The organism is Pedomonas sp. V897 (genome assembly GCF_051304405.1).
Taxonomy (GTDB): Bacteria; Pseudomonadota; Alphaproteobacteria; order Sphingomonadales; family Sphingomonadaceae; genus Pedomonas.
The window spans coordinates 228,391-246,632 of sequence record NZ_JBPPGG010000004.1 but is presented as its reverse complement, the minus strand read 5'-3'; the positions used below and the strand labels follow the sequence as shown (position 1 = coordinate 246,632).

15 protein-coding genes are annotated in these 18,242 nt (G+C 69.3%); 7 read left to right on the top strand and 8 right to left on the bottom strand.

The annotated features are described in order from the left end of the window. Positions 1-6: 6 nt before the first annotated feature. Genes ACSJJU_RS11905 through ACSJJU_RS11895 form a run of 3 tightly spaced genes read left to right on the top strand, consistent with a single transcriptional unit; the run spans position 7 to position 4,173 of the window. Positions 7-999 (top strand): hypothetical protein, encoded by a 993-nt coding sequence (locus ACSJJU_RS11905; protein ID WP_435915714.1) that lies wholly within the window; start codon positions 7-9, stop codon positions 997-999. Then, the gene (locus ACSJJU_RS11900) at positions 996-1,796 is read left to right on the top strand and encodes a MinD/ParA family protein (RefSeq protein ID WP_435915713.1); all 801 of its coding nucleotides are present in this window, start codon (positions 996-998) and stop codon (positions 1,794-1,796) included. The genes ACSJJU_RS11905 and ACSJJU_RS11900 overlap by 4 nt, the downstream gene beginning before the upstream one ends. Positions 1,797-1,800: 4 nt before the next feature. Next, a complete protein-coding gene (locus ACSJJU_RS11895) occupies positions 1,801-4,173 on the top strand; it encodes a hypothetical protein (protein ID WP_435915712.1) in 2,373 nt (790 codons plus the stop codon). Positions 4,174-4,260: 87 nt separating this feature from the next. On the opposite strand, the gene ctrA is transcribed toward ACSJJU_RS11895, so the two are convergent. After that, positions 4,261-4,974, bottom strand: coding sequence for a response regulator transcription factor CtrA (ctrA, locus tag ACSJJU_RS11890; RefSeq protein ID WP_435915711.1), 714 nt, complete (start codon positions 4,972-4,974; stop codon positions 4,261-4,263). A gap of 248 nt (positions 4,975-5,222) precedes the next feature. Between ctrA and fliI the strand changes: the two genes are divergently transcribed. Both fliI and ACSJJU_RS11880 read left to right on the top strand, forming a co-directional pair. Next, the gene (gene fliI, locus ACSJJU_RS11885) at positions 5,223-6,539 is read left to right on the top strand and encodes a flagellar protein export ATPase FliI (RefSeq protein ID WP_435915709.1); all 1,317 of its coding nucleotides are present in this window, start codon (positions 5,223-5,225) and stop codon (positions 6,537-6,539) included. A gap of 14 nt (positions 6,540-6,553) precedes the next feature. After that, the gene (locus ACSJJU_RS11880) at positions 6,554-6,973 is read left to right on the top strand and encodes a flagellar export protein FliJ (protein ID WP_435915708.1); all 420 of its coding nucleotides are present in this window, start codon (positions 6,554-6,556) and stop codon (positions 6,971-6,973) included. Positions 6,974-7,037: 64 nt separating this feature from the next. Here ACSJJU_RS11880 and ACSJJU_RS11875 read toward each other — a convergent pair whose 3' ends face one another. The 6 genes from ACSJJU_RS11875 to dapA all read right to left on the bottom strand — a co-directional run bounded on the left by ACSJJU_RS11875 (position 7,038) and on the right by dapA (position 14,706). After that, positions 7,038-8,873: a M56 family metallopeptidase gene (locus tag ACSJJU_RS11875; RefSeq protein WP_435915707.1), complete on the bottom strand. Its 1,836-nt coding sequence runs from the start codon at positions 8,871-8,873 to the stop codon at positions 7,038-7,040. Next, positions 8,873-9,283 (bottom strand): BlaI/MecI/CopY family transcriptional regulator, encoded by a 411-nt coding sequence (locus ACSJJU_RS11870; RefSeq protein ID WP_435915706.1) that lies wholly within the window; start codon positions 9,281-9,283, stop codon positions 8,873-8,875. The genes ACSJJU_RS11875 and ACSJJU_RS11870 overlap by 1 nt, the downstream gene beginning before the upstream one ends. Positions 9,284-9,440: 157 nt before the next feature. Next, the gene (locus ACSJJU_RS11865) at positions 9,441-11,489 is read right to left on the bottom strand and encodes a M13 family metallopeptidase (protein WP_435915705.1); all 2,049 of its coding nucleotides are present in this window, start codon (positions 11,487-11,489) and stop codon (positions 9,441-9,443) included. Between the two features lie 284 nt (positions 11,490-11,773). Then, positions 11,774-12,430 carry a sulfite oxidase-like oxidoreductase gene (locus ACSJJU_RS11860; protein WP_435915704.1) on the bottom strand — a complete coding sequence of 219 codons (657 nt, stop codon included), beginning with the start codon at positions 12,428-12,430 and terminating at the stop codon, positions 11,774-11,776. A gap of 758 nt (positions 12,431-13,188) precedes the next feature. Beyond that, a complete protein-coding gene (smpB, locus tag ACSJJU_RS11855) occupies positions 13,189-13,674 on the bottom strand; it encodes an SsrA-binding protein SmpB (protein ID WP_435915703.1) in 486 nt (161 codons plus the stop codon). Positions 13,675-13,830: 156 nt separating this feature from the next. Continuing rightward, on the bottom strand, positions 13,831-14,706 hold the full coding sequence (gene dapA, locus ACSJJU_RS11850) for a 4-hydroxy-tetrahydrodipicolinate synthase (protein WP_435915702.1): 876 nt from the start codon (positions 14,704-14,706) through the stop codon (positions 13,831-13,833). Between the two features lie 101 nt (positions 14,707-14,807). Here dapA and ACSJJU_RS11845 point away from each other — a divergent pair, with 101 nt between their 5' ends. Together ACSJJU_RS11845 and greB are read left to right on the top strand one after the other, a co-directional pair. Then, a complete protein-coding gene (locus ACSJJU_RS11845) occupies positions 14,808-16,973 on the top strand; it encodes a transglycosylase SLT domain-containing protein (RefSeq protein WP_435915701.1) in 2,166 nt (721 codons plus the stop codon). Between the two features lie 182 nt (positions 16,974-17,155). Continuing rightward, the gene (gene greB, locus ACSJJU_RS11840; protein WP_435915903.1) at positions 17,156-17,617 is read left to right on the top strand and encodes a transcription elongation factor GreB; all 462 of its coding nucleotides are present in this window, start codon (positions 17,156-17,158) and stop codon (positions 17,615-17,617) included. A gap of 150 nt (positions 17,618-17,767) precedes the next feature. On the opposite strand, the gene ACSJJU_RS11835 is transcribed toward greB, so the two are convergent. Continuing rightward, the gene (locus ACSJJU_RS11835; protein WP_435915700.1) at positions 17,768-18,070 is read right to left on the bottom strand and encodes a hypothetical protein; all 303 of its coding nucleotides are present in this window, start codon (positions 18,068-18,070) and stop codon (positions 17,768-17,770) included. Positions 18,071-18,242: the final 172 nt, after the last annotated feature.

The window sequence follows — 18,242 nt, the reverse complement described above, 5'->3', positions numbered from 1 at the left end:
CGAACCGTGCGTCTAAAGATCTACACCGGCAAGACCGTCGAGCAGGCGAGGGAGAAAGTCCGCGCCGAGCTGGGGGACGATGCGGTCATCGTCAACATCGACCATGACAAGCGCTCCGGGCTCGTGCGCATAACCGCCGCGATCGAGCATCGCCCCGAGCCCGAGCCGATCGACGCGCCCGACCCCGTCGTCACCCGGCCGTTCCAGCCGTTCGACGCTGCGCATCTGGCGGCGGTGCTGCGCTATCACGGCATCCCCTCGCCGCTGTCCACCCGGCTGCAAACCAGCGCCGCCGCGCGGCCGGACTGCGACATGGCGGAAGCCTTCGCCATGGCGATCGACGATCAGGTGAAGGTGATGCCGATCGACGTTGCCTCCAACCGCCCGCTGCTGCTGCTGGGCGCGCCGGGCCAGGGCAAGACGCTGGCCGCCGTGCGTCTCGCGGTGGAAGCGCGCGGGCAGGACCGGCCGGCCCGGGTCATCACGCTGGACAGCAAGGCGGCGGGCGCGGTGGAGCAGCTGCGCGCCTTCTGCGGCCCGGCGGAGGTGGAGATGGCCTGCGCCGACGACGCCGCCCACCTGGAGCGGCTGCTGACGCCCCTCTATGAAGGCTTCACCGTCATCGACAGCATGGGGATCAACCCCTACGCCCTCGCCGACATCGAGCTGCTGGCCTACGCGGTCAAGCGCTCGGGCGCCGAGCCCGTCTGGGTGATGGCGGCGGGCGCCGACGCGCTGGAAGCGGCCGAGATGGCGGAGATCTTCGCCTCGCTCGGCGTGCGGCGCATGATCGTCACCCGGCTCGACGCCAGCCGCCGCCTCGCGGCCACGCTCACGGCGCCGATCCGCTCGCGCCTCGCGCTGGCCGGTTTCTCCGCCAGCCCGTATCTGGCCGACCTCATTCAGCCCGCCAGCCCCATGGCGCTGGCGGAATATCTCCTCGACAAACCCGACCCCAATCACATTGCCCGTATTGTGCAAGAAAAGGCCGCCTCATGACCGCCCCGGTTTCCCAATTGCGTCCTCTGCCCCATCCCAACGAGAAGCGCCTCATCACCATCGCCTCCGGCAAGGGCGGTGTGGGCAAGACCTGGCTGGCCATCAGTCTGTCGCACGCACTGGCGCGCATGGGCCGCAAGGTCATGCTGTTCGACGGCGACCTGGGCCTTGCCAACGTGGACATCCAGCTCGGCCTTTCGCCGGAGGCGGACACCTCCGACATTCTCTCCGGCCGCCTGAAGCTGACGGAAGCACTGTGCCGCTACGAGGACGATGCGGCCCGCACGGCCGGGTTCGATGTGGTGGCGGGACGGTCGGGCGCGGGCACGCTGGCCGGTCTCGGGCGCGATGCGCTCATCGGCCTGCGGCAGAACCTCGTGCAGGCGGCGGGCGCCTATGACCACGTGCTCCTCGACCTCGGCGCGGGCATCGAGCAGCCGGTGGCCATTCTCTCCAGCCACGGCGGCCGCTGCCTCGTGGTGGTGACGCCCGAGCCCACCTCCATCACCGACGCCTACGCCTTCATCAAGCTGCGGCGCCTGCGCGACCCGTCGGCGGATATCCGCATCGTCATCAACCAGGCGCAAGGCCGCCGCGAGGGCGAGCAGACCTACGAGACCATCTCCCGCGCCTGCGCCAACTTCCTCAAGTTCACCCCGCCGCTCGCCGGCATCATCCGGCGCGACAACAAGGTGAAGGACAGCATCCGCGCCCAGATGTCGCTGCTGGCCCGTTACCCGGACAGCCCCGCCGCGCAGGACATCGAAGCGCTCGCCGCCCGGATCGCGAAGGACTGACGCCATGACGAAGGCGGGCGCGGTCGGCGGCGCAGCGCCGGTCCAGCAACCCGCAGGGGCGCACGGAACCGGCGCGCAGGGGGCAGGCACCCGCGACACCGGCAGCGCCGGCCACGCCAGCGCGCTTGCGCCGTCGCCAGCCGCCGCGCCGGAGACGGCAGGCCGCCCCGCAACCTCCAGCGGCGCCGAGCCCGCCGTTGCCCTGGCCGCGACGCTGGCGGGCCTCAAGGTGGGGCAGGAGTTGCGCGGGGCCCTGCGCTTTCCGCCCGCCCTGCGCCCCCATGCCTGGCTGGAGACACCGGAGGGCGGGTTTGTCGTCGATCCCGCACCGGACCTGCCGGCGGAGAGCGAACTCTCCGTCGTGCTCACCCGCGCTGACCGCGCCATTGCCGCCCTGCTGGTGGCGGTTGACGGCACGGCGCTTGACCCGCCCCGGCCGGTGCGGCTGGCGCTTGTCGCCCTGCCCGACCGGGCAGTGCCGCCGCTACCGCCGGAGAACGCCCCGCCCTCTGCCGCCCCGCCCTCTGCCGCGCCGCCGCTTCCCCCAAGGGCCGCGCCGCTGCCGCCGATGCCGCCTGCACCGGCGCTGGAGGAGCTGCCGCTGCCCAGCCTGTTCCCGGGCGACCCCCTGCCGCTGCGCGGGCGCGGTGCCCTTGCCGAGACCCCGGACCTGCGGCCTCCCACCGCCCCCGCTGCGAACACCTCTCCCGGCCTGTCGCAGTCCGGCCCGACTCCACTCGCGCCCGGCCAGAGTGTCCGGCCCGGGCCCGGTGTGGGCCTGCCGCCTGTTGCCTCGGGCCCCATCGCCGGGCTCGCCCCCGGGGGAGAGACAGCCGCGCCGCTGCCCGCCGACAGGGCGGCCGCCCAAGCCCTGACAATCCTGCTCGATGCGCCGGTGCTCGCCTTGCGCGTCGAGTCGCCCGGCAGGCCCCCGGCAGCCGCTGCTGTCAGCGTGCTGGCGGTGGCGGAACCGGGCGAGGTGACGCCGCTGACGCAACCTGCCCCGGAGTCGCCGCTGGCCCGTCTTGCCGCCAATGGCCGACTCGTCACCGCCGTCGTGCTGCCGCCGGACGCACCCTCGCCCGCCGCTGGTAACACCGGGTCTGGCGCTGCTGCCGCCGCGCCCCCTGCCGCACCTCGGGCGCCAGGGACCAGCCCGGCCCCTGCCACACCCATTTCCGGTGGTGGCGCGGGCAGCGATGGAGCGCCAGCCCAGCCCGCAGGTGCGCAAGGGAGCCCCGCGCCCGGCGCTGCCTTCTCCACGGAGGCGGGCGGAAAGACCCCTGAGCTCTCATCCGCTCTCCCCCCTGTGCCGGAGTCGACCGCCCAAACGGCAGCGGCCGGCAACGCCACCCCTCTTGGGGTGCGCGCGCAGGTGCAGGAGGGGAATGTGCGCCCTCACGGACCGGAAAGGGATGCAGGGGCCCAGCCCGGCCCGGCTGCTCCGGGGGCGGAGCCGCGCCAGACGATGCGGCTCGCGGCCGGTGGTGCCGTGCTGACGATTGATCTGCCTGCCCACCTGCCCCGGCCCGAGCCCGGCACCCAACTGATCCTGCTGGTCACGCGCGGCCGGGACGCCCTGCTGGCCGCGACGCCTACGCCGCACAACACCGGGGTCAGCGCGGAAGGCCCTGCCCGGCCCGCCGCTCCCGCCACGCCTGCCTCCGCAAGCGGCGCGGACGCCGACGCGCCGGAGGTGGCCGCGCCAACGTCTCCTGCTCTGCCTCCCGCGCCGGGCGTGCCGATGCCGGGCGCTGGCGTGACCATCACGCCCGAGGCCATCCGCAGCCCTGCCGCGCCGCTTGATCCGGGCGAAGCGCTGGTGCTGGCGGTCATGCAGGCGCTGGGGCGCAGGGGCTTCGACGTGACGTCGCACGCCAGCATGGCAAGGACGCGGGGCAGCCTCGCGGATGTTCCTGTCGAGGCAAACGCCGCGCTGCCGCCCGCACCGCCGCCCCCCGCCCGCGCCGCCGATCTGGTGAGAGCGGCAACAGCCGCACCGACCATTGCGCGCGGGGCAGCGGATTCCGCGCCCGACGCCCTGCCGCTCGTCATGACCCTGCAAACGCCGCACGGCCCGATGCCGCTGACCATGCTGGTCTGGCAGCCCGTGCGCCGGGAGGAGGAGGACGCGCCCGGCACCCGGCGCGACGGAGCGGGACAGGAGGTATGCTTTGCCGTTGAGGTGGAGTTCGACGCGCTCGGCCCGCTGCGGCTGCGCGGCAGGGTGACGCCGCGCTTTCTGAACCTTGCCGTGGAAACGGAACAGCCGCTGGATGTGGCGCTTCAGCGCAGCGCCACCCGGGATTTCACCGCCGCCGTCGAGGCAGGGGGAATGTCGGGAACACTGGTCTTTCGCCACCGTCTGGAACGGTAGCACCGCCGCAACCGAAGGCGTGGCTGGCCCGGGAGCGTTCGCCCGTTTTCCGGGCCCCCGTCACCTGGGCCTTCAGCCTTTCACGGGTTACTGGCCGATGGCCGCGCGCGGCGGAATGGCCTCCGCATCCGGATCACGCAGCACGTAGCCGCGGCCCCAGACCGTCTCGATGTAGTTCTCGCCGCCGCAGGCGGCCGCCAGCTTCTTGCGCAGCTTGCAGATGAACACGTCGATGATCTTCAGCTCCGGCTCGTCCATGCCGCCATAGAGATGGTTGAGGAACATCTCCTTGGTGAGCGTGGTCCCCTTGCGCAGGGACAGCAGCTCCAGCATGGCGTATTCCTTGCCGGTGAGATGCACGCGCTGGCCGTTGACCTCCACCGTCTTGGTGTCAAGGTTGACCGCAAGCTTGCCCGTGCGGATGACCGACTGGGAGTGCCCCTTGGAGCGGCGCACCACCGCATGGATGCGGGCGATCAGCTCTTCCTTGTGGAAGGGCTTGGTCACATAGTCGTCCGCACCGAAGCCCAGCCCCTTGACCTTGGTGTCCGGCTCGCTGAGGCCAGAGAGAATCAGGATCGGCGTCGAGACCTTGGCCATGCGCAGCTTCTTCAGCACGTCATAGCCGTGCATATCCGGCAGGTGCAGGTCCAGCAGGATGATGTCGTAATCGTACAGCTTGCCCAGATCGAGGCCTTCTTCGCCCAGATCGGTGGTGTAAACGTTGAAGCCTTCTGCATTCAGCATCAGTTCAACGCTTTTGGCGGTAGAGGCATCATCCTCTATCAAGAGTACCCGCATGATCGTCCCCCTATTCCAAGCCCCCTAGATCGGTTGACGCAAAATTCTTCACCAAACCCGGTAAGCAATATTAACAGAACCGGTTACTGAAATATTAATGCCGTTAATCTTTATGAATGGCAACTGTCTTAAACGCAACCTCAGCTAGAAAAATAATTTTCCCCACTCAATTCATTGCGGGGACGGGATTCACCCTTCCTTAAGCCTGTTTGGTGACCATGGCTTAACCTTCACAGGGGCGTGTGCGCATGTATTTCCAGTCGTTGGCCGAAGAACTGAAATCCGTCTCCCGAGGCGATGCCTACGGGCGGCTCGCTGCCGTTCGGGGTCTGATGGTGGAAGTGTCGGGCATCGGACAGGCCGCCGCCGTCGGCGCGCGGCTGGGTCTGCAACGGCGCGACGGCGGCATCATCCAGGCCGAGGTGGTGGGCTTTCGCGACAGCCGGGCGCTGTGCCTGCCCTATGGCGCGCTGGACGGCGTTGGCGTCGGCAGCAAGGCCTATGTGTTGGCGAGCGAGGCGGAGGTGCGCCCCACCCAGGCGTGGCTGGGCCGGGTGATCAACGGTCTGGGCGAGCCGGTGGACGGCAAGGGCCCGCTGCCGCGCGGCCCCCTGCCCCGCCAGGTGCGCGGCAAGCCGCCTGCCGCCCATGCGCGCGACCGGGTGGGCGGCAAGATCGACCTCGGCGTGCGCGCGCTCGATGTGTTCGCCCCGTGCTGCAAGGGGCAGCGCCTCGGCATCTTCGCGGGCTCGGGCGTGGGCAAGTCGGTGCTGCTCTCCATGCTGGCCCGCTATACGGACTGCGACGTGGCCATCATCGGCCTCATCGGCGAGCGCGGCCGCGAGGTGCAGGAATTCCTTGAGGATGATCTGGGCCCCGAGGGTCTCGCCCGGTCCATCGTGGTGGTGGCCACCTCCGACGAGCCCGCGCTGATGCGCCGCCAGGCGGCCTACCTCACCTTCGCGCTGGCGGAGCATTTCCGCGACCAGGGCCAGCATGTGCTGTGCATGATGGACTCGGTCACCCGCTTCGCCATGGCCCAGCGCGAGATCGGCCTGGCCTCCGGCGAGCCGCCCGCCTCCAAGGGCTATACGCCGACCGTGTTCGCCGAGCTGCCCAAGCTGCTGGAGCGGGCCGGGCCCGGCACCGGCAACGGCGGCGCCATCACCGGCCTGTTCACCGTGCTGGTGGACGGCGACGACCACAACGAGCCGGTGGCGGACGCCGTGCGCGGCATTCTGGACGGACACATCGTCATGCAGCGCGCCATCGCCGAGCGCGGGCGCTATCCGGCGATCAACGTGCTGAAGTCCGTCTCCCGCACCCTGCCGGGTGCCCATTCGGACGAGGAAAACCGGCTCATGCGCGCGGCCAAGGCGCACCTTTCGGTCTATGCGGACATGGAGGAGATGATCCGACTCGGGGCCTACCGGCGCGGCTCCAACCCGGAGGTGGACGCGGCGCTGAACTACGCCCCGAAGATCGAGGCCTTCCTCAACCAGCGCAAGGGCGAGCACACCCGCGCGGCCGAGAGCTTCCAGCAACTGGCCCAGATTCTCGCCTGAGGCGGAACCGCTAGATGAAAACGCCCTACGACGCCGGCCTGCGCCTGAAGAAGAACGAGCTGGACGAGCTGCGCCGCGAGATCGGCGCGCTCTACGCCAGGCTTGATGCGCTCGAAGGCAAGCTCCGGGGCATCGACGCCGAGATCGCCGCGGAAGCGCAGCAGGATGCAACCGAAGCGCTGATCGGCGTGGCCGACTTCGGCGCGTACCTTGGCCGCCAGCGGCTGGCGCGGCAACAGGTAGAGCGGGACATGGCGAAGCTCCAGGCCGAGATCGACGCGCTTCAGGACAAGCTGGCCGACGCCTTCGCCGACTTCAAGACGCTGGACATCGCCGCCGCCCGCTTCATCGAGAACGCCCGAAAGGAAGCGGACCGCCTCGAACAGCTGGAAGCGGACGAGGCGGCCCTGATGCGGTTTACACCGCCGGAGTGAGTTTGGCGGAAAAAGGCTGGCGGAGTGAGGCTGGCGCGGCGCGGCCCGCGCCACGAGGGGACTGTCAGCGACGGCCGCCGCGCTCACGCTCCATCACGTTGATCCGCTCTTCGAGCGCATCGGCCGCCTTGTCGATCGCCCCCGCGACCTTGATGGTGATGCCATCATCGGTGCGCAGGACGAACGCGCCCATGTCGTCCGGGTCGAACTGGCGGGGGTTCGCCCGCATCTGACGCGCAGTGGTGCGCAGGCGGTTGACCACCTCGGCCAGGGAGTGCCGGCGGATCGTCTCGGCATCGACCGCCAGGGCGAGCGCGAACTCGTCCGCTGCAACGGAGGCGCTGTAGCCGCCTTTGTCCGCATCGGTGGACACCACGTAATCGCCGCTCCGCGCATAGGCAAAGCCCGTGCGGCGCGCGCGCTCGGCATCCGCCATGGCGCTTTCCACCGTGCGTGCAATCTTCTCGTCCAGCCCGGCGAGCTTGGCGGTGATCTTCCGCTCGGTCTCACGGGCGGCGGCCTCGGTCTTCAGGCTGGCGTCCACCGTGCGCTGGATGCTCTGCGCGAACGCGGGAGACCATACGTTCACGGGCGCGGGCACCGGAGGAACCTCGGGCACGGCGGGCACGGCGGGCACTTCAGGCACGGCCGGAGCCTCGGGCGCCACCGCAACCTGCGGCGCGGCCGGGGCCTGCGGCGCGCGCGGCGCAGCGGGGACCCGCGGGGCTTCCGCCGTCTGCACCGCCGCAGGCAGGGACGCGGTTTCCAGCGCGTCGAGGGTCGGCACGGCCTGACGGGCCTCGGCCATCGGCAGGACCAGCAGGCCAAGCCCCACGACGCCAACGGCGCCCATCATCTTGGCGGGGGTGGACATGGCGGTCTCCCCCTTCAGCCAGATGAGACGGGTCTTGAGGCCATCGCTGGTGCCGCCCTGAATGCTGAGGGTGCGGGCAAACGCCATCTCCGGCTCGATGCGGAAGGCCTTGAGCGCCGCCAGCAGACCCTTGGCGTAGGAGTTGCGGGCAACCATGCCGCTGTTCGCCGCCGCCACGTCGCAGGCCGCCTCCCGCGCCGTGTCGATGCGGCGCACAGCCATCCACACCATCGGGTGGAAGAAGAACACCACCAGCAGCACCCGCTCCAGCATACGCCAGGCCACGTCGTAGGAGCGGATGTGGGACATCTCGTGGCCGATGACGGCGCTCATCTCGACTGCGTCCAGCCGGTCAAGCAGGGTGCGCGGCAGCACGATCACCGGGCGGAACAGCCCCGCCGTGAACGGCGCGGTCGCCTCCTGCGTCACCAGTACCCGCACGCGGCGCGAAATCCGGAACCGCTGCGCCCAGGCGTCCGCCAGCTGGCGCAGCAGGGGCGCATCCACCGGTTCGGCCATGCGGATGGCATGGCGCGCCGAGCGCTCCGCCCGCACCAGCAGAATGGACATGGCCGCCGCGCCGCCCAGCCAGAACAGGAACAACCCCAGCGGCAGCAGCTCGGCAGCATCGAAGGACGAGGACGCAACGACCGTCTCCGGCAGGGCCGCCCCGGCAGTGCCCTCCCCGGCCGCCACTTCGACAGGCAGCGGCGAGGCAACCGGCGCCAGATCCTCACTGCCCGGCACCTTGACGCGGGGCTCGCCCGCCGGCCAGACCACCTGCGCCAGCACGGTCTCCGCCGTGGCGCGCAGGCTCCAGGAGGTGGAGAAGTCCGCCGGCAGCACAAGCCGGGCGAGCACCAGCCACCACAGCGCCAGATGCAACATGGGATGACGCGGCTTCACCGCCGCCAGAACCGTCCACACCACGACCGCCACGGCCGCCGCATAGAGCGACTGGCGGGCAAGAAAGTCCAGCATGCTGCCGGACAGGCCGAACACGGCCGAAAGGCTGCTGCTGTCCATCACCGATTCCCCTCTGCCTCGGCCTTGCCGGCCGTATCCTCATCCTCTGCCTGAACCAGACGCTCCAGCTCCGCCAGCTCCTCGGCGCTGAGGGCCTCGCTGTTGCGGAAAAGCCCGAGAACGGCGCCCAGATCCCGCTCCACCACCCGGTCGGCGAAGAAGCGGACAAAACGGGCCAGACCCGCCGCACGGGAGACCAGCGGGCGATAGACAAACGCGCCATGCTGGTTGTCGCGGGCGAGAAGGCCCTTGGCCGCCATGCGGTCCATCACGGTCTTGGTGGTGGTGTAGGCCCAGCCGGTATCGGGCGCGAGCTGGTCATGCACCTCCCGCACACTGGCCTCACGCAGACGCCAGAGTACGCGCAGAACGTCGTATTCCGCTCTGGAAAGATCAGGGGTGTCAGGCATCGCGAATCTCCGTTTCCGTCGCAGTACTACTACAATGTCGCAGTCCATGCAAGCGGGACCGTAACAGACCGGAAAAACAGGAAGGGCCAGACAGAAAGGGCCAAAAAAAGGGGCGGCCGAAGCCGCCCCTTCCCGGTTGTGGTGTCGCCCGCCCGCCTTACCAGATGCGGATGCGCTGCTCCGGCGGCAGGTACAGCCCGGCGTCCTTGTCGATGTTGAACGCCTTGTACCAGGCGTCCATGTTCCGCACGATGCCGTTGGTGCGGTACTGCGACGGGGAGTGCGGGTCGGTGACCAGACGGCGGCGCAGCTCGGCGTCGCGGTAGGCCCGGCGCCACACCTGCGCCCAGCCGAGGAAGAAGCGCTGGTCGCCCGTGGTGCCGTCGATGACGGGCGCGTCCTTGCCGCCCAGCGACAGCTTGTAGGCCGCATGAGCGACCGAGAGGCCGCCAAGGTCGCCCAGGTTCTCGCCGAGGGTGAGCTTGCCGCGCACGCACTCGCCCGGGAACGGGCAGTAGGTCTCGTACTGGGCGGACAGGCCATTGCCGAGCGCGTCGAACCGGGTGCGGTCCTGATCGGTCCACCAGTTCATCTCGACGCCGTCGCCGTTGACCTTCGAGCCCTGGTCGTCGAAGCCGTGGCCCAGTTCGTGGCCGATGACCGCGCCGATGCCGCCGTAGTTCACCGCGTCATCCGCGTTCGGATCGAAGAACGGCGGTTGCAGAATGGCGGCCGGGAACACGATCTCGTTGTTGGTGGAGTAGTAGTAGGCGTTGACCGTCTGCGGGGTCATGAACCACTCGTCCCGGTCCACCGGCTTGCCGAGCTTGTTCACGTTCCGCCAGAACTCGAACTCGGACGCCCGCTGGGCATTGCCCAGCACATCGCCCGGCTTCACCTCGAAGTTGGTGTAATCCCGCCATTTGGAGGGGTAGCCGATCTTCGGGTTGAACTTGGCGAGCTTCTCGCGGGCCTTGGCCTTGGTCTCCGGCGACATCCAGTCCAGCTGGTCGATGCGCTGGCCGTAGGCGAGAATCACGTTCTGCACCAGCCGGTCGGCCGCCGCCTTGGCCTCGGGCGGGAAGTGGCGCTGGACGTAGAGCTTGCCAACCGCCTCGCCGAGCGCCGATTCCACCAGATCGACGCCGCGCTTCCACCGCGCCTTCAGCTCGGGAATGCCGGACAGGGTGCGGCCGGAGAAGTCGAAATCCTCCTCGACGAACGCCTTGGGCAGCACGCCCGCATAGCCGCTGAGGTAATGGAAGGTGAGGTAATCCTTCCAGGTCTGCAGCGGGGTTCTGGCGATGATCGCCGCCATTCCGGTGAAGGCGCTGGGCTGGGCGACGAGGAACGCGGGCTGGTTGTCCAGCCGCATGGCCGACAGGAACGTCGCCCAGTCGAAGCCCGGCGCCTCGGCCTGAAGCTGCGCCAGCGTGCGCTTGTTGTAGGTCTTGTCGCGGTCGCGGCTGTCGCCGCGCGACCAGTGGACCCGGGCCATGGCTTCTTCCACGGCGTAGATCGCCTCCGCCTTCGCCATGGCGTCAGCCTCGGCGACGCCCGCCAGCCTGAACATGTTGGCGATGTGCTGCTTGTACTTCTCGCGCACCGCCGCGAAGTTGGGGTTGTCGTCGAGGTAATAGTCGCGGTCGGGAAGGCCGAGGCCACCCTGGCCAAGGTAGGGCACGTAAACGTCCGGCGCCTTGCGGTCCTGGCCCACGTACATCTCGAACGGCTGGTTCACCGAGAGCGTGGCCATGCGGGCAAAGGCCGCCGCCAGATCCTGCTGGCTGGCAATGGCGTTGATGCGGTCCAGCTCCGGCCGGGCGGGCGCAAGCCCGGCCTGCTCGATCGCCGCCTCGTTCATGAAGTCGGCATAGAGGGTGCCGATCTTCCAGCTTTCGGACCCCGGCTCGGCCCGGGAGGCCGCCAGTTCCTCGATGATCGCCCGGATCTGCGCCTCCGCCTGGTCGGCCAGCACGGTGAACATGCCGTAGTTCGACTTGTCCTCCGGGATCGGCGTGCTCTTGAGCCAGCCGCCGTTGGCGTAGGTATAGAAGTCGTCACCCGGCCTGACGCTGGTGTCCATCCCGGCCGTGTCGAAGCCGAAGGTGCCGAAGGCGGGCTGGCTCTCCGCCAGCGCCGGGCCGGCAAGGCCGAGCCCCAGGGCCAGGGTGCTGGCCAGGGTGAAGAAGCGGAATCGGATCATTCATTCCCCCGTGAAGGATGCTGTGGCGAACGCACATCGGCCGGCTCTCCGGCGCTCTGGATGCCGCCACGTGTCTCGATTGACCTGCAAACGACAATAGAAACCGGCCGCCTTGCCCCGCAATGGTCACGAGGGCGAACCACGGCCGACAGGGGCGAAACGGTAGACCCGCCCCTTGCTGCGAGCAAGGTCGGAGCACGGCGCGGCCCGTGCCTCGCCGCGCCCAGCCTTCGCCCTGTCGCAAGCCCCCCGTCACGAACCGGATCAGACGGGATCAGGCCGGATCAGGAGGAGTAGCGATCCTCGTTCCAGGGGTCGCCCTCGTTGTGGTAGCCGCGCACCTCCCAGAACCCGGGCTTGTCCACGTCCGAGAACTCGATGCGCCGGATCCACTTGGCGGATTTCCAGAAATAGAACTTCGGGATCACCAGCCGCGCCGGGCCGCCATGCTCGCGGGAGATGAGCTGGCCGTCGTGGGTGTGGGCGACAAGGCAATCCTCGTCCGAGAAATGCTCCAGCGTCACGTTGGTGGTGTAGCCGTCGTAGCTGTGCAGGATGACGTGGCGCACCTCCGGCAGGGGCCGCACCACCGCGAGGATGTGCCGGGTGGAGACGCCATTCCAGCGGTTGTCGTAGCGCGACCACTGGGTGACGCAGTGAATGTCCGACACGTCCTCCACCTGCGGCTGGGCCATGAAGTCATCCCAGCGCCACACCACCGGATTCTCCACCAGACCGTCGATGGTGAGCGTCCACTTGTCCGTCGGGATGTGGGGCTGGATGCCAAGATCGAGCACGGGCCAGGTCGTCACCAGCCGCTGCCCGGGCGGGAGCCGGTCCCGCTCGCGGTCCCCGGCCTTGCCGGTGAGCAGCCGCCCTTCCCGCGCCCACTGCTCCTTGGAGCGGATGAGCTTTTCCTTCTTCTGGCCGTCGTCGGACATGAGTTTTCCCTGCCTCGGCTGCGCAAGCCGTCGAATGCCGCACACCCTTTGCGAGATAAGGCCGCCGGGGCGCAAAGACCAGATGGCGCGCGCCCCTTCCTGCCGCCACGGCGGCCCGCACCCGGTGCCCTGCCCCGACCGGTAACCGGACTGGCTAATTTTAATATATAAATATTAACCAAAAATCATTATAAGAACACAAAGGAAGAACGGGACGGGAGGCCTTCGGGGTGTTCACACTGAAGGATAAGCCGCAGCGGGAGACGGCAGACCGGGAGAAGGCTCAGGGGAGACCGGAGCGCCGGGAGCCGGAGCGCCGGGAACCGGAGTACCGGGAAACACTGCGCCGGGAACCGGAATACCGGGAAACCGTGCTGCGGAGGCAGGACTGGCCGGGCAAGACCCCGGGCCACGCGCCCGCCCCGCGCCTGACCGACCCGGGCTCACCGGCAACGCTGGTGCTGCTGGCCGTGCTGCTGCTGGTGGTGGCAGCCCTTGCGGGCATGGCGGCGGGCCTCATCCGCTCCCATGCCGCATCTGGCGCCCGGTATCTGAGCGCCCCGTATCTGGACGAGGGCGAGCCCTACCCGGAAGGCGACAGCCGCGTCGGCGGCGCGCTGGGCGACTCGTCCGGCCTTGGCGCTGCCTTCGGCGACGATGCCGCGCCGGCGCTGTACGACGTGGCGCTGCGGACCGGGGGCATCCCCGCGCCGCGCCCTCTCCGGGCGGAAGGCGCGACTCGCCGGTCGCCGCGCCCGCTAGCCCCGGTCGCGGAGCAGGCGGGCCTTGTCGCGCTGCCAGTCGCGCTCCTTGGCGGTCTCGCGCTTGTCGTGCAGCTTCTTGCCCTTCGCCAGCGCCAGCTCCACCTTCGCCCGGCCCCGGTCGTTGAAGTAGATGCTGAGCGGCACCAGCGTCATGCCCTGACGGTTGACCGCCCCGTGCAGCTTGTTGATCTCGCGCCCGTGCAGCAGCAGCTTGCGCGGCCGGCGCGGCTGGTGATTCTCCCGGTTGCCGAAGGCGTATTCGGGGATGTTGGCGTTGATGAGCCACACCTCGCCGTCCTTCACCTCCGCGTAGCTCTCGGTGATGTTGCCCTCGCCGAAGCGCAGGCTCTTCACCTCCGTGCCCTGAAGGGCGATGCCGGCCTCGAAGGTGTCCTCGATGAAATACTCGAAGCGCGCCTTCCGGTTCTCGGCGACCACCTTCCGCTTGGTCAGCGGTTTGGAGAGGTGCGGGCGGGCCATAGAGCGATCTCGTCCTTCATCGGCTTGCGGTCATGCCCGGACGGCGCGCGGGGCGTGCGGTTCCGCGCGGACCGGGGTCGGGCGGGCATGGGTAGAGCATCCCGCGCCCGGAAGGCAAGGGCAAGGGCAGGAGCAGCGAGGCCGGGACGTGCCCGCTCAGAGCAGGCCGGCGTGCGCCAGCGCCGCGTCCACCCTGGCGCGGGCGGCCTCCGACGGCTCGGTCATCGGCAGGCGCACCTCGGGGCTGGCGATGCGCCCGAGCTTCCACAGGGCGTACTTGGTCGGCCCCGGGGAGGCGTCGGAGAACAGCGCCATGTGCAGCGGGAACAGCTTGTCGTTCAGTTCCAGCGCCGTTGCGTAGTCGCCCGCGAGGGTGGCCTCCTGGAACCGGGCGCACAGCTCGGGCGCCACGTTGGCCGCAACCGAGATGCAGCCCCGGCCGCCGGAGGCGTTGAAGGCCAGCGCGGTCTCGTCGTTGCCGGAGAGCTGGATGAACTCCTTGCCGCAGGTGATGCGCTGCTGGCTCACCCGGGCGATGTTGCCGGTGGCGTCCTTCACGCCGATGATGGTCTTGATCTCGGCGAGGCGGCCCATGGTCTCGGGCGTCATGTCGATCACCGAGCGGCCGGGAATGTTGTAGATGATGATCGGCAGGTCGCTGGCTTCGGCCAGCGCCTTGAAGTGCCGGTACAGACCTTCCTGGTTCGGCTTGTTGTAGTAGGGGCAGACCACCAGCGCCGCATCGGCGCCGGCCTTCTCCGCGTGGCGGATGAGGCTGATCGCCTCCTGCGTCGAGTTGGAGCCGCACCCCGCAATGACCGGCACCCGCCCGGCCGCCACCTCGATGGTGATTTCGGTCACGCGCTGATGCTCGGCGTGGCTCAGAGTGGCCGACTCACCTGTGGTGCCCACCGGCACGAGTCCATGGCTGCCGGCCGTGATCTGCCACTCAATCAGGGCGCGCAGAGTCGGCTCGTCCACAGCGCCGTCACGGAACGGCGTGACAAGGGCAGGAATGGACCCTCGGATCATTGATGCTATCCTCGTTATCAGCGATGGGTAACGTGCCTGAACGGACACCCCCGTGTGCGGCCACCCATTTGAACCAAACAAACGACAGAGGCAATCCCGGCGTGTTGAATCGGATCGATCAGGGCAAGTCTTTCATGATGCTGGCGACGCTGGCAGCCACCCTGCTGCCGGCGCAGCCGACCCTGGCGTCGTCCGCGTCCGCGGCGGCGCCCGTCACCCCCACCTCCGCAGCGGCCGCATCCCCCGCGACGCTGAGCGCGGAGCAGATCAACTGGTACGCGCCGCGTCTGGCGGCCTCCGGCCGCAATGCGCCGCTGGCGCCAACCCCGCAGAACCTGGTGCACCCGCTGGCCGAATCGCTGGTGACCTGGAACCAGCTGCGCCAGAACCTGAACACCGCAAGCTATGAGGACCTCGCCCGGTTCCTCAAGGCCAACCCCGGCTGGCCGCAGGAGAGCCGCTTCCGCACCAGCGCCGAGCAGGCGATGACGCCGGACACCCCCTTCCCGGAGCGGATCGACTATTTCGGCCGCTTCCCCGCCCTCACCGCCATCGGCAAGCTGCGCCACGCCGAGGCGCTGGCGGCCATCGGCCAGAAGGACAAGGCGAACGCCCTTGCCCGCGAGGCGTGGCTGAGCGGCGGCCTCAACGGCGACCAGGAGCTGGACCTGCTGCGCCAGTTCGGCGAGGCGCTGAAGCACGACGACCACATCGAGCGGACCAACCGCCAGCTGTGGAACGGGCAGATCACCGCCGCCCGCCGCATGGTCGCCCTGCTCGACCCGGACCGGCAGGCGTGGGCGACGGCGCGCATCGCCCTGCAAACCCGCGACCCGCGCTCGCCGAGCCTGGTGCAGGCGGTGCCGGACGCGCTCAAGCTGGAAACGGGCCTCGCCTATGACCGCGCCCGCTGGCTGCGCCTGAAGCAGGAGCTGCCGGCCAACGCCGCCGAGATCCTGCTGGCGGCGGACGCCAGCCCCCGCTCGGTGGAGAACCGCACCAAATGGGCGCAGGAGCTGCTGGCCCTCTCCGACTGGGCGCGCGGGCAGGGCAACACCAAGCTGGCCTACGACCTGCTGGCCAAGCACCGCATGACCGATTCGGCCGAGAAACTGGCCGACGCCCCGCTGGCGGACCGCATCGCCTACACGGACGTGGAGTGGCGGGCCGGCTGGCTGGCGCTGCGGGTGCTCGACAAGCCGGAGACGGCGCTGCGGCATTTCGAGAACGTGCGCGCCGTCGGCAAGACGCCCATCACCCAGAGCCGCGCCGCCTACTGGTCCGGCCGGGCCGCCGAGGCCATGAAGAAGCCCGAGCTTGCGCGCCAGTGGTATGAAACCGCCGCGCGGGAATCGGACTATTTCTACGGCATCCTCTCGCAGGAGAAGCTGGGCCAGCCGCCGGTCCGGCTCGACATGACCCCGCCCGCCTTCACCGCCGCGGACTCGGCCGCCGTGCAGGCCAACCGGGCGCTGCTGGCGGCGCAGATGCTGAACCAGCTGAGCCAGCCGGGCATCCAGGCCATCTTCCTGCGGCACGCGGCCGATCAGGCCACCACCCCCGGCCAGCTTCGCCTCATTCTCGACCAGGCGCGCGCCATGGGCCGCATCGACGTGGCGGTAGCGCTGGCCAAGAACGCGCGCGGCAAGGGCATCTCCCTGCACTACGCCAGCTTCCCGCAGGTGGAGGTGCCGGTGGAGGTGGCGGAAATGGGGGTGATGATCCACGCCGTCGCCCGGCAGGAGAGCCTGTTCAACCCCAACGCCGTCAGCCCCGCCGGGGCGCGCGGGCTGATGCAGCTGATGCCGGGCACGGCCAAGGAGGTGGCGGGACGGCTGGGCCTGCCCTACGCCCAGAGCCGTTTGCACGAGAACGCCTACAACATCCGCCTCGGTGCCTCCTACCTCCAGCGGATGATCAACCTCTACAACGGCAGCCACGTGCTGGCGGTGGCCGCCTACAACGCCGGCCCCGGCAACGTGAACAAGTGGCTGACCCGCTTCGGCGACCCGCGCCAGCCGAACGTGGACGTGATCGACTGGATCGAGCAGATCCCGTTCAGCGAAACCCGCAACTATGTGCAGCGGGTGCTGGAGAACGCGGTCATCTACGCCACGCTGAACCAGCGGTCGGGCACGCAGCTGGCGGCCGGCCCGGCTGGCGGCAAGCAGGAAGCCGAGCTGCGGGCCACGCCGCAGATGGGCCTGCTCTCCCGCCACCTCGGCCTGACCGACGGGACGGAGAGCGCCGCAGGGATCGGCGGCTGAGGCCGGAAGACAAGGCCGGGCGGCTGAGTCCCCGCCCGGCCGGGCGGCTCCTTCGCCGAACCCTGTTCCCATTCCGCGCGGAAACGCTTAACCAGACAGGCATGAGCAAGGCATTCGTCAAGGAACGCGACGACGAGGACGAGGAGGCGCTGCCGCCCCCTCCTCCCGGCGGCAAGAACTACATGACACCCGAAGGCTGGCGCGCCCTCACGGAGGAGCGTGAACACCTGCTGAAGGTGGAGCGCCCCAAGCTGGTGGAGACGGTCTCCTGGGCCGCGGGCAATGGCGACCGCTCGGAGAATGGCGACTACCTCTACGGCAAGAAGCGCCTGCGCGAGATCGACCGCCGCCTGCGCTACCTCGCCAAGCGGCTGGAATCGGCTGTGGTGGTGGACCCCGCCCAGCAGCCCCGCAAGGATCAGGTGTTCTTCGGCGCAACCGTCACCTACGTGGACGACGCCGACGTGGAGCGCACCATCAAGATCGTGGGGCAGGACGAGGTGGACACGGCCCGGGGCCATGTGAGCTGGGTCTCGCCGGTGGCGCGGGCGCTGATGAAGGCCCGCGTCGGCGACGTGGTCACGCTGATGACGCCGCGCGGCACGGTCGAGCTGGAAGTACTGGAAATCCGCTACGACGCGTGAGTGGCGCGATGACGCCTGACCGCCCGCCAAGCCGGGCGGCTGGCGGGCGGTGCGCATCGACGCAACATGCAGACGCTGATGTAAGCAAACGACTTACAATTCCGTGCCGCCACCCGAGCGCCGGAGGGGGCGGCGCCGCTGCCAGCGGCGCTATTTCGACTTCTTCTCCTGCATCGCCGCGCGATGCTCCTCGGCGCTCACCGTGCCGTCGTTGTTGGTGTCCATCTTTGTGAACTTGGCGTCATGGGCCGCCGTGAATTCCTCGCGGGTGATGGTGCCGTCGCCGTTCGTGTCCCACTTGCCGAACATCTCGGCCCCCTTCTTGGCGTGCTCGGCCTTGGTCAGGGGAAACTTCATCTCGTCGCCGGAGCGTCCTTGCTGCGCCTGGGCCAGCGCGGCGGCAGAGGAAAGGGCGAGGCCGAACACAAGCATGCTGGTGAGGATGGGCTTCATCGGTCTTACTCCTGATCTGGGAAAAACACTTGAGACGACCGGAGCGCGGCCGCCAGCACGCCCGGGCGCGAGAACCTTCGGCCCGGGCAACGCAGGGGACTCTCCCCGCATGTGAGTGCTTAACCTTTAATGCGAGGGGTTAGATCCATCGCCCCGGCCGCTGCTCCACGGT

Coding starts and splice junctions, on each gene's coding strand:
- ACSJJU_RS11900 (WP_435915713.1), top strand. CDS start 996: ATGACCGCCCCGGTTTCCCAATTGCGTCCTCTGCCCCATCCCAACGAG.
- ACSJJU_RS11895 (WP_435915712.1), top strand. CDS start 1,801: ATGACGAAGGCGGGCGCGGTCGGCGGCGCAGCGCCGGTCCAGCAACCC.
- ctrA (WP_435915711.1), bottom strand. CDS start 4,974: ATGCGGGTACTCTTGATAGAGGATGATGCCTCTACCGCCAAAAGCGTT.
- fliI (WP_435915709.1), top strand. CDS start 5,223: ATGTATTTCCAGTCGTTGGCCGAAGAACTGAAATCCGTCTCCCGAGGC.
- ACSJJU_RS11880 (WP_435915708.1), top strand. CDS start 6,554: ATGAAAACGCCCTACGACGCCGGCCTGCGCCTGAAGAAGAACGAGCTG.
- ACSJJU_RS11875 (WP_435915707.1), bottom strand. CDS start 8,873: ATGGACAGCAGCAGCCTTTCGGCCGTGTTCGGCCTGTCCGGCAGCATG.
- ACSJJU_RS11870 (WP_435915706.1), bottom strand. CDS start 9,283: ATGCCTGACACCCCTGATCTTTCCAGAGCGGAATACGACGTTCTGCGC.
- ACSJJU_RS11865 (WP_435915705.1), bottom strand. CDS start 11,489: ATGATCCGATTCCGCTTCTTCACCCTGGCCAGCACCCTGGCCCTGGGG.
- ACSJJU_RS11860 (WP_435915704.1), bottom strand. CDS start 12,430: ATGTCCGACGACGGCCAGAAGAAGGAAAAGCTCATCCGCTCCAAGGAG.
- smpB (WP_435915703.1), bottom strand. CDS start 13,674: ATGGCCCGCCCGCACCTCTCCAAACCGCTGACCAAGCGGAAGGTGGTC.
- dapA (WP_435915702.1), bottom strand. CDS start 14,706: ATGATCCGAGGGTCCATTCCTGCCCTTGTCACGCCGTTCCGTGACGGC.
- greB (WP_435915903.1), top strand. CDS start 17,156: ATGACACCCGAAGGCTGGCGCGCCCTCACGGAGGAGCGTGAACACCTG.
- ACSJJU_RS11835 (WP_435915700.1), bottom strand. CDS start 18,070: ATGAAGCCCATCCTCACCAGCATGCTTGTGTTCGGCCTCGCCCTTTCC.